This window comes from Microbacterium sp. GW823-FHT02G05 (genome assembly GCF_058797175.1).
Window position 1 is genome coordinate 832,569 of sequence record NZ_JBXAJK010000001.1, and the last position, 12,657, is coordinate 845,225.

Sequence of the window (12,657 nt, forward strand, 5' to 3'; positions counted from 1 at the left end):
CAAGGCGATGTCGACGGATTCCTCTCGCAGCTCCTCGTCCACCATGGACGAGGAGCTGCGTTTGCCGCGTCCGCCGGGAGTTGTGCGGCGGTTCTGGGCGAAGCATCCACTGCTCGCCGACATCCTGATCGCCATCGTCTGCCTGCCGCTCTCCGTCGCGCCGGCCACCTTCCTCGCCGAACGACCGCTGCCGGCACCCGCGGCGGTCGCAGCCAGCATCCTGATCCTCGGCGCGTGCGTGCTGCTGGTCTGGCGGCGCCGCTACCCGCTGCTGGTGTTCGCCATCGCCTATGCGGTGTCGACGTTCTATCTGCTGCTGCTCACCCCGTCCGGGACGCCGCTGCTGCTCGTGGCCAGTTACTCCCTTGCGGTGTACCGCTCGGTGCGGGCCGCCTGGATCGGCCTCGCTGTCGGCGTCGGGGTGCTTCTTGTGATCTCCTTCGCGCTGTTCGCGGGTGGAGCAATCAACCTGCAGTTCACGATGAACGTGGTGCTCGGAGAGCTCGCGACCGGGTTGATCGGCACGCTCATCGGCGCGAATGTGCGCGGTCGCCGCCGGTACCTGGCTGCTGTCATCGATCGGTCGAAGCAGTTGTTCGTGGAGCGGGATCAGCATGCGCAGCTCGCCGCATCGGCGGAACGCGATCGCATCGCCCGAGAGATGCACGACATCCTCTCGCACTCGCTGACCGTGGTCGTCGCGCTCTCGGAGGGTGCTGCTGCGACGAACGACCCCGAGCGGGCGCGCAGCGCCTCACGGGCCGCCGCCGACACGGCGCGGAGCGCGCTCACCGAGATGCGCTCGATGCTCGGCGTGCTGCGCGATGGTGACGCGGATGCTCCGCTCGCGCCGACCGCCCCCGTCTGCCCGAGCGACACGGTGGCGGCCGCCCAGCGCGCCGGCTTCGCCGCGACCCTCACCACCAGCGGTGAGAGCGACCTCCCGCCCGCGCACGCGCTCGCCGTCGGGCGCATCGTGCAGGAAGGCGTCACCAACGCGATGCGTCACGCCCCGCGCGCGACCCGCATCGACGTGCGCATCGACTACACCGACGAGCGCGCCCGCATCGAGATCAGCAACGACGGTGCTCACGCCCCGCAGGGCCTCGCCGGTTTCGGCCTGCGAGGCTTGGCCGAGCGGACAGCACTGCTGGGTGGCAGCTTCCGCTCTGAGCCGGCGGGTGCGGGCCGGTGGATGCTGCGCGCTGACCTGCCCCGACCATCAGGAGCCACCACATGACTGACCCGATCCGCGTGCTGCTCGTCGATGATCAGCCCCTCATCCGCGTGGGATTCCGCCTTGTGCTCGACGCAGAGCCCGACCTGCTCGTCGTCGGCGAAGCAAGCGACGGCGCCGCGGCGATCGCGACCGTGGCAGAGCATCAGCCCGACGTCGTCGTGATGGACGTGCGGATGCCGGGTGTCGACGGCATCGCGGCGACCGAGGCCATCGTGCAGCAGCATCCGCAGGTCCGCGTGCTGGTGCTGACCACCTTCGACCTCGACGAGTACGCCTTCGGGGCGATTGCCGCAGGCGCCAGCGGATTCCTCCTGAAAGACGCCCAGCGTCACGAACTGGTCGAGGCCGTGCGCGCCGTGCACCGGGGCGACAGCGTGCTCGCGCCCCGGGTGACGCGCAGCATCCTGAACCGCCTGGCCCCGCAGCTGCAGGTTCCCGTCGACATCGACGATCCGACGGGCGAACTCACCGACCGCGAACGCGATGTGTTCCTCGCGATGGGGCAGGGGCTCACGAACGCGGAGATCGCGAAGCATCTCTTCGTCAGCGAGTCGACGGTGAAGACGCACATCGGGCGGGTGCTGATGAAGATCGGTGCGCGAGACCGCATCCACGCCGTGATCCTCGCGCACAGGCTGGGACTCATCGACGCGCAGCATCCCCTGCCGCCGCTCGCGTGAGGCCCTGCCCTATGGTCGAGACATGGCAGAGATGCGGGTCGGATTTCTCGGCGACGGGCACATCAGTGGAGTGCTGCGCGACGCCGTCGAGCAGACGCGACCCTACTTCGTTGTCGGTACCTTCGGCCGCGACGATCTGATCTCCGACGGTCTCGACGTCGTCGTGGAGGCCGCGACGCAGCAGGCGGTGCGTGAGCGGGTCCCCGGACTGCTCGCCGGGGGTATCGACGTGATCCTGCTGTCGGTCGGCGCGATGGCGGATGCGGCGCTGCGCACGACGCTGCTCGCCGGACCGGGACAGCTCATCGCCTGCACGGGTGCGATCGGCGGACTCGACCAGGTGCGGGCGCTCCGCGCCGCCGGTCCTCTGCGGGAGGTGTCTTTGGAGAGTCGCAAGCTGCCCGCAACGCTCGTGCAGCCCTGGATGGCGGACGAGCTGCAGGAGCGGCTGCGGCGCGGCACGGAGGAGATCGTGCTCGCCGAGGGGCTCGCCGCGGATGTGGCGCGGCGGTTCCCGACGAGCGCCAACGTCGCCGCATCCCTCGCGCTCGCGGCCGACGCCTGGGACACCGCGACCGCTCGTGTCATCGCCGATCCCGCGGCGACGCGCACTCGGCACGAGGTCTTCGCGGCCGGTGATCTGGGCGAGGTGCGAGCCCTCGTCGCGAACGCTCCGTCATCGGATCGTCCGCGTTCGAGCGCCATCGTCGCCTGGGCCGCCCTGCGGGCGCTCGACGACTACGCCCGCATGCGGGGCTTCGTCGCGCCAGGGAGAGCGGCGTTCCTGTAGCGGGCCCGCCCGCGCCTAGCGCAGCGGATTGAACGGCGCGATCGCGGGATCCGTCCGGCCCGTGACGATCTGCTCGGCGAGGAGCTTTCCGGTCGCGGGTCCGAGAACGATGCCCCACATGCCGTGGCCGCCTGCAACGTACACGCCCTCAGCCCGGGTGGCGCCGATGAGGGGCAGTCCATCGGGGGTGACGGGTCGCGAGCCGACCCACTCGTCCCGACGGTTGTCGAGGTCGACGCCCTGCAGCAGCGTGCGCGACTGGTTGATGATCGCCTGGATGCGGCGCGGCTGCAGCACCTCGTCCGGACCACGGAACTCCATCGTGCCGGCGATGCGGAAGCGCCCCTCGTAGGGCGTGCAGGCGATGCGCTGTGCGGGCAGGTAGACCGGATGCTCCGCCGGATCCGTCGTCTCCACGGTGAAGGAGTAGCCGCGGCCCGCCTGCACGCGGGTGCGCACACCGAAGCGGCGGGCGAGCTTCGGCATCCACGCGCCCGTCGCGATCACGACGGAATCGGCAGCGATGCGCTCGCCAGTCGCGAGTGTGACGGACGGTTCTGGGCCTCCGGTGACGTCGACGACGTCGGCGCCGGTGCGCAGCGTCGCGCCGCGGGCGACGACCGCCTCGCCGAGTGCCTTCATGAACGGCCACGGCTCCAGGAACCGCTGCCCGTCGAGACGGTACGCGGCCTTTACCGCGGGGGAGAGCTGCGGGGCGAGCTCCTGCGGGTTCTCCAGCCGCTCGAGCGGAACCGACTGCCCGTGCCGCTCCACGCCCGCGATCTCGCGCAGGAAGCCCTTGGCATGCGCCTCCTCGGGAAAGCCGATCACGAACGGCCCCTCGCGCGTCCACGAATCGACGCCGCCGTCGGTGAGCTCGTCGAAGCAGGCGAGCGCGATCTTGTCGATGGGCGTGAGCGCCGCCATCGTGCGGTCCCAGGCGCGATGCGTGCCGTGCGCGGCGAACTGGGCGAGGAAGGTCCACAGCGTCGCATCCACCCGGAACGGCACGTGCAGCGCCGCATCCGGATCGATCAGGGCCTTCGGTCCGTACGTCCACAGGCTCGGGTCGGCCAGAGGAATCGCCTTGCCGGGGGTGAGCCATCCGGCGTTACCCCAGGAGGAGCCGGCCGCGACGCCGGTGCGGTCGAGGACGGTGACCTCGACCCCATGCTCCTGCAGATGCCAGGCCGTGGCGAGTCCGACCATGCCCGCGCCGATGACGATCGAGTGCACCATTGCAAACCTCCGTGAGAACAAACAACTGCGCCCAGGATGGCAGATCTCCGTGTCATGCGACAGAATGGCGGGAGATTCTTCGTAGTTTGGGCAAGAATCAGTTCTTTCCTTCGATAGATCAGGATGCTGCGGCCATGCCAGAGACGGATTCTTCGCACTACCGCGAACTCGACCGGACAGACCGGGCGATTCTCGCGGAGCTCGAACGTGACGGGCGCATCTCCAATGCCGAGCTCGCGACTCGCGTGGGCATCGCCGAGTCCACATGCCACAAGCGCGTGCGGGCGCTCGTGGCATCCGGCGCGATCGTCGGCTTCCACGCCGAAGTCGACCCTGCCGCACTCGGTCTGCACATCGAGGCGCTCATCTCGGTACGGCTCCAGGCGCATGCGCGCGGAGACCTCCGACGCTTCCAGCGCGACCTCGAGAAGCTGCCCGCCACGCGACGCGTGTACTTCCTCGCTGGCGACCGGGACTTCCTTGTGCACGTCGCCGTCCGCGACGCCCAGGCCCTGCGCGAGCTCGTCGCCGACACGATCAGCGTGCGCGAAGAGGTCGCCGGTACGACGACCAACCTCATCTTCGATCACGCCCCGCGTCATCACGAAGCGCGCTGAACGACGCGCGGAGTCGTGCGCGTGGCATCCGCTCTCGGGCACTAAGTAGGCTGTTGCCGTGCTTCTCAGTGACCGCGACATCAAAGCCGAACTCGCGTCGGGCCGGATCGGACTCGACCCGCTGGCTCCCGAGCTGATCCAGCCGTCGAGCATCGACGTGCGCCTCGACCGCTACTTCCGGCTGTTCGACAACCACAAGTACCCCTACATCGACCCCTCCGAAGATCAGCCCGAGCTGACGCGGTTGATCGAGGTCGCGCCGGATGAGCCGTTCATCCTGCACCCCGGCGAGTTCGCCCTCGGCGCCACCTTCGAGCAGGTCACCCTCGCCGATGACATCGCCGCGCGCCTTGAAGGCAAGTCATCGCTCGGCCGCCTGGGGCTCATCACGCACTCCACGGCTGGCTTCATCGACCCCGGTTTCTCCGGGCACGTGACCCTCGAGCTCGCGAACGTCGCAACGCTGCCGATCAAGCTGTGGCCCGGCATGAAGATCGGCCAGCTCTGCTTCATCCGCCTCACCTCGCCTGCTGAGAACCCCTACGGATCGGGGCCCTACGGCAACCGCTACCAGGGGCAGCGCGGACCGACGGCGTCGCGGTCGTTCCAGAACTTCCACCGCACCGACGTGGGTACGACCGACGCGGGTGCGATCGGCGGCTGAGATGTCCTCTTCCCGTGACGACCAGCACGACGACCTGATCTATCACCCGCCTCCGCCGCCCGAACCCGTCGTCGAGACGGAAGAGTCCGAGCCGGATCCGGCGACGAAGGCGGTCGTCCGTCGCAGTCGCATCCTCGTGGTGACCGTGATCGCCGCGTGCGGCACGCTGCTGCTCGGCGCGATCATGGCGATCGTGCTGCTGAGCACCGGCCTGATCTCCTCCCTCGATCGCAAGGACGAGGCGGCGGAGCCGCGACCGATCGTTGCCGCACCTGAACCGGTCGACGAGGTGCCCGCGGAGCCGGACGACACCGTGAAGACGCAGGCGCAGGAGGCCGCGGAGGAGGCGGCGCGCAATGCGCGTCGCAGCATCTACCACCCGCTCGTGCGCACGGGCGCCGAGTCCTGCGGTTCGCTGTGCTCCTCTCTCACGCAGGAGGTCGGCACGCAGGCTGGTGACTGGACGGTTGACGCGGTATGGGCGGATGCCACGCGCGACGTGGGTGCTCGCGATGCCGCCTCGGTGGGGTTCGTGCGCGGCGACGTGCACGGCACCTTCACCGTCCTGCAGTTCGCCAGCGATGCAGAAGCCGCGGAGGCTGCCGTGAAGATGCGCGTCCTGCTCGGACAGCCGGCATACACGACCGCCCTCTTCGAGAACGGGACGGGCGTGCGTTACGACTTCATCGACGCCGTCAACGCAGTCCTCTGGCATCCTGACGCCAACTCGGACGAGCACGTTCCCGGTCGGCTCTACCTCGTCGAATCGCCTTCGATCGACGCGCCGGACTTCTCGACGGAGTCCGCCTTCGAACTGTTCCTCTCGCTGCCCATCTGATCAGCGCTGCGGTGAGGCGGCGACGGGCGCCGGACACACCGCGAACGCCAGCAAGGCATCCAGCACCTCATCGGAGGCGAGGATGCGGTTGTGGCCGAAGCCGTCGGTGAGCAACAGGTGCGATCCGGGATGTGCGGCGTGCAGCCGCTCGGAGTTCCGTGCGCTCAGCGCGCGATCATCGCGGTCGTGCGCGATGAGCAGGTCCGTGCCGCCCAACGGGTGGGCGAGCGAGTCATAGAGCGCGCTCGCGTCGGTGCGGGTCATTCCGAGGCGGCGGTAGAAGGATGCCTCGAATGCCGCGCGTACCCGCGGGGTGAGGTGCAGCATCCGCTCGAACTCGCTGTGGAAGGCTTCGACCGTGCCCGCTCCTGCGATGGTGACGAGCCGTGGCGTTGTGACGCCCGCACGCACGGCGGCGAGGGCGGCGAAAGCGCCGAAAGAGTGTCCGACGATCAGGTCGAACGGGCCTTCGGTGGCGCTGAGCTGCTGCGCGGCGTCGACCCAGTCGCGCACGTCTGTGACCGCTGCGGCGGAGGCCCCGTGCGCGGGTGCGTCGAACGACACCACGCGGAATCCTTCGGCGGTGAGGTCGCGCACGAGTGTCGCGAACTGCGAGGCGCGTCCGCTCCAGCCGTGCACGAGGAGGGCGGTGCGTGATCCCGTGCCCCATTGGTAGGTGGTGATGCTCTTGCCGCGCACCAGAAGCGTGCCGCGCCGGGCCGCCTCATGGGTGACTCGATCGGCTTCGCGTACGCGCATTCGCGGACTGGTGGAGAAGAACGCTCTGCTCGCCATGTCGCCAGCGAGGCGCGGCGAGAATGCGGACGTGAGCCGGATGCTGCGGGTCAGGGCGTTCATCAGTGCGGACACGACATCTCCTATCAATACGAACGATCGTACATAGAGTATATGAACGAACGTTCGTAGACTAGGGGCATGGCGGAATCGGTCGAGATCTCAGAACGTGCACCCGTGGATGGGCGGCGCGCCCGAGGTGATGCCTCGCGCCGTGCCGTGCTCGCCTACGCGACCGACCTGGTCTCCGTCGAGGGACTCGACGGGCTCAGTATCGGACGCCTCGCCGAGGCATCTGGGCACAGCAAGAGCAGCATCGCCGGCCTCTTCCAGAACAAAGAGGGGCTGCAGCTGGCGACGATCGCGGCAGCCCGCACTGTCTTCATGGCTGTCGTCGTCGAACCGGCGCGCGAAGATGAGCGCGGGCTCACCCGGCTCATCTCGCTCATGCACCACCTCATCGAGTACTCCCGCACGCGTGTGTTCGCAGGCGGATGCTTCTTCGTCGCGGTGAGCGTCGAGGTGGACTCCAAGCCGGGACCTGTGCGCGACGCGGTGCGCGCGGCCATGGCGGATTGGTACGGCTATGTCGAAGCGCAGGTGCGCGCCGCCGCCGACGCCGGCGAGCTCGCACTCGACGCCGAGGGGGTTGAGCTGCTCGCCTTCCAGCTGCCGGCGATCTACGAGCAGTCGAATTCGCGGTCGCTCCTCTACGGCAGTGAGCGTCCCTATGTTCTCGCGCGTCGTGCGATGTGCGCTCTGCTGGCGCAGGCCGGCGCGGATGCTGTGGCACTGGCCCCTCTCGAAGCGCAGTGATGGCGAAGGGGATGCCTCAGCGCGCCCCTGAGGGTCAGGCTGTGACATCCCCGTCGCGGAGGTGTGATCAGGCGTCGCGACCGCGAAGGAAGCCCGCGTCGAAGCCGCGCGCGTAGGCACGCTCGCTGCGGCGGATCCCGTCGTGGTGACCGTGGTGGCCGTGGCTGTGGTGGCCGTGGCGCATGTGGTGCCCATGGTTGCGGTCGTGGCGACCGTCGTCGTGCATGCCGTCGTGGTGGTTGTGGCAGGGGCGTTCCCGCTGCTCGTTGCCGTGATGGGCATGGTGATCGCGAGCGGGGTGGCCGAAGCGACCGCGCACCTTGCGAGGGTGAGGCGCGTTTTCGTCCCAGCCCAGCGAGCGAGCGAGGGTCTCGAGCGTGGCGAGCGTCGTGGCGAAGTCGTCGGCGGGCACGGCTTCGCGAACGCGGGCGCGCAGGTTCTCTGCCGCCACGCTCAGGCGTTCTTTGGCGGCTCGACCTTCATCGGTGAGTGCCCAGGCGTCGTCGGAGCGGGTGATCCAGCCGCGCTCGGCAAGGGTGCGAACGCGCGGCCCACGAAGCGGGCGGTCGGAGGCGACGGTGCCGTCGATGACGTTGAGAAGGCGCCAGTCGCGGCGCGTGGCGCCCTCTGTGTCGAAGGCTGCGGCGAACTCAGCAGACAGCTGGCGGTCGAGGGTCTTCAGCCAGAAGCCGAGCGGGCGGGGAGTGGTTTCAGGGTTCTGCGGGTTCATTGGGGTCTCCATCTTTTGTATGTCATTGTGCATGTATATGTAGTGTGACATGCACCACAAGTCCATGTCAAGTTGCATGTAAAGTTGATGCCATGAGTGCTGCCGATTCTGACCCCGCCGAGATCATCGCTCAGGCGCTGGGGCGCTTGCGCGCGCGGGGTGGGCGAGGCGGTGCCGGGCGCCGAGGCCCATGGGGAAGCGCCTCGGGGCGTGGGGGCCATGAGCACGGCGATCATGATCATCCCGGCGACGGCAATCCGGCACATGGGCATGGTCACGACCGCGGCCACCATGCCCCGTTCGACGCGAACGCGCATGCCATCACCCACCCCTGGATGCACGCCGAACCGCATGGCGCTGCGACAGGGCGCATCGGCGGACCGGCACGCCTGCGCATGCTGGACGCTCTTGCCGCAGCATCCCATCCCCTGGGGGTGAGCGAGCTCGCCGATGCGATCGGCGTCGACCAGCCGCGCGCCTCGCGGCTTGTTCAGCAGGGCGTCGCGCACGGGATGCTGAAGCGTGAAGTCGATCCCGATGATGCGCGTCGCACTCGCGTGGCGCTCACGGACGACGGGCGTGCGGTGGCGCGCGGCATCCGAGGAGAGCGTCGCGAACTGCTCACTCAGGCGCTCGCCGATTTCACTCCGACGGAGCAGGCCGAGCTCGCTCGCCTCCTGACTAAGCTCGCCGACGCGTGGCCCAGACGCGGTTCTGACTGACCCGCATGTGGATCCGGGTGTGGTCAGTGCTGCCAATGCCCTAGTGTTGACGTCAACATAGTTGCGAAGGGGACGTGATGTTCATGCAGGGGCTGCCGACACTCGAATGGACGAATGGCGTCTCGGGAGTTCTCCTCGATCCGCCTGCCGGCATGCTGACGCTCCACGGCGAGGGTGGGGTCGACTGGAGCAATGATGCTCTCGGTGGCCCGCATCAGCATGGGGCGAGCATGCTCGGTTTCGCACCTCGGGGGGACTTTTCTCTGCAGGCTCGGGCGCGCGTGGTCGGAGAGCGGACGACTTTTGACGCGGCCGCGCTCGGGGTGTGGATCGACAAAGACCACTGGGCGAAGCTCTGCTTCGAGTTCTCTCCGCAGCGGCAGGCCATGGTCGTGAGTGTCGTCACCAACGGCTACTCCGACGACAGCAACGCGGCTCTGGTCGACGAGGAGTTCGTGCACCTCCGGATCTCACGAATCGGCCAGGCATACGCATTCCACTCCTCATCGGATGGACGGCGGTGGGACTTCGTGCGTCTCTTCCGTCTGAACAGCGCCGCGGATCCTCAGGTGGGCTTCTTGGCGCAGGCGCCGTTGGGGGAGGGCATCGAGGCGTGCTTCGACCAGATCGAGCTTCGGGACTCCGCACCGCTCGATCTGCGCGACGGCTCCTAGCCCTACGCCGCTGCGCGGCGCTCCTTGACCGGCAGCAGCAGGAGGAACCCGGCGATGAGTACCAGCACGATGCCCAGGATGCCGAAGGCCGTCGACTGCGTGGCGACGATGAGCAGCGTCCAGGCTCCCGAGGCCATCCAGCTCGCGGCGCGACCGGTCGTGGCGTACAGGCCGAAGATCTCTCCCTCGCGACCAGCAGGGGTGACGCGCGCTAGGAAGGAGCGCGAGGCCGCCTGTGCGGGGCCGACGAAGGCGCAGAGGATGAGGCCGCCGATCCAGAACGCGACCGTGCCGGCATCCACGAGGAAGAACACCGCGAGCCCCGCGACGATCATGCAGGCGAGCGACCACAGGATGATCCGCTTCGGTCCGAAGCGATCGTCGAATCGTCCGGCGATGATCGTCGAGACGCCGGCGATGAGGTTGGCCGCGATGCCGAAGATCACGAGCTCCATGAACTCGAAGCCGAACACGGACGCCGCGATGACCGCGCCGAAGGCGAAGACGCCACCGAGTCCGTCACGGAAGACGGCGCTCGCCAGCAGGAACCAGAACGTCGGACGCGTCTCGGCGTTGCGGTACAGGCCGATGACGTCTTTGGTGAGCAGCACGTATGACTGGAAGAAGCCGACCTGTCGTTCGGGGCGGCCCAGCGAGGGCTCGGGTACGTTCAGGAAGATCGGGATGCTGAACACGATCGCCCACACGGCGCAGCCGACCGCGATCAGGCGGAACGGCAGCCCGTTCTCGGTCGACATGCCGAACCAGTCCGCCGTGTCCAGCACGACGACGATGACGAGCGCGACGATGCCACCGAGGTATCCGAAGCCCCAGCCGAGCCCCGAGATGCGACCGATGTTCTTCTGATTCGCGATGCCGATGAGCATCGCGTTCGAGTTCACCGCAGCGATCTCGCCGAACACGGCGCCCGCCGAGATCAGCGCGACACCCAGCCAGAACAGCGACGGGACGGGCTCGACGAACCAGAGACCGAACATGCACAGGATGAGGGCACCGGTGCCGATGCCGAGCCAGAGCTTCTGCTTGCCCGCGGCATCCGCCCGCTGGCCCAGCACGGGAGCGATCAGCAGGATCGCGAGCGCGGCGATCGTCGAGCCGAGGCCAAGGCCGGAGGTGAGCTCGGCGATCGCCGCCTCTTTGATCGGATCCTTCTTGTCGAGCGCCTGCAGCTCCGGTGCGAGGAACGCATCGGTCGTCAGGTACAGCGCCGTGAAGATGAACGTCAAAATGACCGTGTTGAACGGCTGCGTCGCCCAGTCCCAGAGCGCCCACGAGTAGACCTGCTTCTTGGGTGCCGGGGTCTCGCCACGAAGGTCGAGACCGACCACCCCGACGGCGCCGGTCGTGGCGATCGTCGGGATCTGGGGCTCTTCGGGAACGCTCATGATCGCAGTCTGTCGGTGCAGGGTGAACGGCGGGTGGCGGCGCGCCGTGACGCGATCAGCGCACGGAGCGGAGGATCAGCTCGTGACGCGCTCGGTGATGAGGGGAGCGACATCGACCGTCGTGCCGGGCGCCGCGAACGTGATGGCCCCGGTGAGCAGTTCGAGAGCACGGGGGATGCGCGACGCGTCGTCGGTCATGACGGTGTACAGCGGCTGGCCCGCACGCACCTGCTCGCCGGGCTTCACGTGCAGGTCGATGCCCGCCGCGTGCATCACGGGGTCTTCCTTGCGGCTGCGCCCCGCGCCGAGTCGCCACGCGGCGATCCCGAAGGCGAGGGCATCCTCGGATTCCACGACGCCGTCGGTCTCTGCCGTGACGGTGTGGTTCTCGGATGCCACGGGCAGCGGTGCATCCGGATCTCCGCCCTGTGCGATGACGGCGCGACGCCAGGTGTCCATCGCGCGCCCGTCGCGGAGCGCTTCCGACACGTCGGCGTCGGGGAAGCCGGCGAGCGTGAGCATCTCGGTGGCGAGGGCGAGTGTGAGTTCGACGACGTCTGCGGGTCCGCCTCCGGCGAGCACTTCGAGGGACTCTCGCACCTCGTTGGCGTTTCCGATGGTGCGTCCGAGCGGCGCGTCCATGCGGGTCAGCAGCGCGGTCGTGCGCACGCCCGCGTCGTTGCCGATCTCCACCATCGTCTGGGCGAGACGGCGGGCGTCATCAAGGTCGCGCATCAGCGCGCCGGTGCCGTGCTTCACGTCAAGCACGAGCGCATCCGTGCCCTCGGCGATCTTCTTCGACATGATCGACGCGGCCATGAGCGGCAAGGAGTCCACCGTCGAGGTGACATCGCGCAGTGCGTAGAGCTTGCGGTCAGCGGGAGCGAGATCTGCGGTCGCGGCGAACACGCCGCCGCCGACGGTGCGCAGCTGGTGCAGGAACTCCTCTGTCGTCACGTCCGCTCGCCACCCGGGGATGCTCTCGAGCTTGTCGAGTGTGCCGCCGGTGTGGCCGAGGCCGCGCCCCGAGAGCTGCGGCACCGCCGCGCCGAAGCTGGCGACCAGCGGCATGAGGGGGAGGGTGATCTTGTCGCCGACGCCCCCGGTCGAGTGCTTGTCGACCGTCGGGCGTCCGAGGTCTGCGAGATCGAGGCGAATGCCGGAGTGTGCGATCGCGAGTGCCAGGTCGCGGGTCTCGTCGCGCGACATTCCGCGGAAGTAGACGGCCATGGCGAAGGCGGCCATCTGCTCGTCGGGAACCTCGTCCGCCGCGTACGCCGTGATGAGCCACTGGATCTGCTCTGTGGACAGAGCATCGCCGTCACGCTTGCGGCGGATCAGTTCGACGGCTTCGTGGGGGCTGCTCATAGGGGGCTCCGAGTTCACTGGTGCGGAGAGAATGCGCGTCGACGCCGACGGTGCTTCCTCGCCGGGAAGGATTGACAG

Annotated in this window: 14 protein-coding genes; 9 read left to right on the forward strand and 5 right to left on the reverse strand. The window is 68.5% G+C overall.

Annotated features, from left to right (window positions below; genetic code table 11):
• Positions 1-7 precede the first annotated feature (7 nt).
• From AC1REM_RS03915 to AC1REM_RS03925, 3 genes are read left to right on the forward strand one after another with little or no spacing between them, the layout of a single operon-like run.
• On the forward strand, positions 8-1,240 hold the full coding sequence (locus AC1REM_RS03915) for a sensor histidine kinase (protein WP_492513417.1): 1,233 nt from the start codon (positions 8-10) through the stop codon (positions 1,238-1,240).
• On the forward strand, positions 1,237-1,920 hold the full coding sequence (locus AC1REM_RS03920; RefSeq protein WP_492513418.1) for a response regulator transcription factor: 684 nt from the start codon (positions 1,237-1,239) through the stop codon (positions 1,918-1,920). The genes AC1REM_RS03915 and AC1REM_RS03920 overlap by 4 nt, the downstream gene beginning before the upstream one ends.
• Positions 1,921-1,942: 22 nt before the next feature.
• A complete protein-coding gene (locus tag AC1REM_RS03925) occupies positions 1,943-2,710 on the forward strand; it encodes an aspartate dehydrogenase domain-containing protein (RefSeq protein WP_492513419.1) in 768 nt (255 codons plus the stop codon).
• 15 nt (positions 2,711-2,725) lie between these two features.
• Here AC1REM_RS03925 and AC1REM_RS03930 read toward each other — a convergent pair whose 3' ends face one another.
• Positions 2,726-3,949: an NAD(P)/FAD-dependent oxidoreductase gene (locus AC1REM_RS03930; RefSeq protein ID WP_492513420.1), complete on the reverse strand. Its 1,224-nt coding sequence runs from the start codon at positions 3,947-3,949 to the stop codon at positions 2,726-2,728.
• Positions 3,950-4,083: 134 nt separating this feature from the next.
• On the opposite strand from AC1REM_RS03930, the gene AC1REM_RS03935 reads away from it, so the two are divergent.
• From AC1REM_RS03935 to AC1REM_RS03945, 3 genes are read left to right on the forward strand one after another with little or no spacing between them, the layout of a single operon-like run.
• Positions 4,084-4,566: an Lrp/AsnC family transcriptional regulator gene (locus AC1REM_RS03935; RefSeq protein ID WP_204938689.1), complete on the forward strand. Its 483-nt coding sequence runs from the start codon at positions 4,084-4,086 to the stop codon at positions 4,564-4,566.
• A 58-nt stretch (positions 4,567-4,624) separates the two neighbouring features.
• Positions 4,625-5,230: a dCTP deaminase gene (dcd, locus tag AC1REM_RS03940; protein WP_204938690.1), complete on the forward strand. Its 606-nt coding sequence runs from the start codon at positions 4,625-4,627 to the stop codon at positions 5,228-5,230.
• Between the two features lies 1 nt (position 5,231).
• The gene (locus AC1REM_RS03945) at positions 5,232-6,068 is read left to right on the forward strand and encodes a hypothetical protein (RefSeq protein ID WP_492513421.1); all 837 of its coding nucleotides are present in this window, start codon (positions 5,232-5,234) and stop codon (positions 6,066-6,068) included.
• On the opposite strand, the gene AC1REM_RS03950 is transcribed toward AC1REM_RS03945, so the two are convergent.
• A complete protein-coding gene (locus AC1REM_RS03950) occupies positions 6,069-6,938 on the reverse strand; it encodes an alpha/beta fold hydrolase (protein WP_492513422.1) in 870 nt (289 codons plus the stop codon).
• Positions 6,939-7,004: 66 nt separating this feature from the next.
• Between AC1REM_RS03950 and AC1REM_RS03955 the strand changes: the two genes are divergently transcribed.
• Entirely contained in the window at positions 7,005-7,679 is a 675-nt protein-coding gene (locus AC1REM_RS03955) for a TetR/AcrR family transcriptional regulator (protein WP_492513423.1), read from the forward strand.
• Positions 7,680-7,746: 67 nt separating this feature from the next.
• On the opposite strand, the gene AC1REM_RS03960 is transcribed toward AC1REM_RS03955, so the two are convergent.
• Positions 7,747-8,409 (reverse strand): MarR family winged helix-turn-helix transcriptional regulator, encoded by a 663-nt coding sequence (locus tag AC1REM_RS03960; RefSeq protein WP_492513424.1) that lies wholly within the window; start codon positions 8,407-8,409, stop codon positions 7,747-7,749.
• Positions 8,410-8,501: 92 nt separating this feature from the next.
• Here AC1REM_RS03960 and AC1REM_RS03965 point away from each other — a divergent pair, with 92 nt between their 5' ends.
• Both AC1REM_RS03965 and AC1REM_RS03970 read left to right on the forward strand, forming a co-directional pair.
• Positions 8,502-9,131, forward strand: coding sequence for a MarR family winged helix-turn-helix transcriptional regulator (locus AC1REM_RS03965; protein ID WP_492513425.1), 630 nt, complete (start codon positions 8,502-8,504; stop codon positions 9,129-9,131).
• Positions 9,132-9,208: 77 nt separating this feature from the next.
• The gene (locus AC1REM_RS03970) at positions 9,209-9,805 is read left to right on the forward strand and encodes a DUF1349 domain-containing protein (protein WP_492513426.1); all 597 of its coding nucleotides are present in this window, start codon (positions 9,209-9,211) and stop codon (positions 9,803-9,805) included.
• A gap of 2 nt (positions 9,806-9,807) precedes the next feature.
• Here the strand turns inward: AC1REM_RS03970 and AC1REM_RS03975 are convergent, their stop codons facing one another.
• Complete coding sequence (locus tag AC1REM_RS03975; RefSeq protein WP_492513427.1) at positions 9,808-11,211, reverse strand: MFS transporter; 1,404 nt, start codon at positions 11,209-11,211, stop codon at positions 9,808-9,810.
• A gap of 75 nt (positions 11,212-11,286) precedes the next feature.
• Complete coding sequence (locus AC1REM_RS03980; RefSeq protein ID WP_492513428.1) at positions 11,287-12,579, reverse strand: thymidine phosphorylase; 1,293 nt, start codon at positions 12,577-12,579, stop codon at positions 11,287-11,289.
• Between the last annotated feature and the right edge of the window lie 78 nt (positions 12,580-12,657).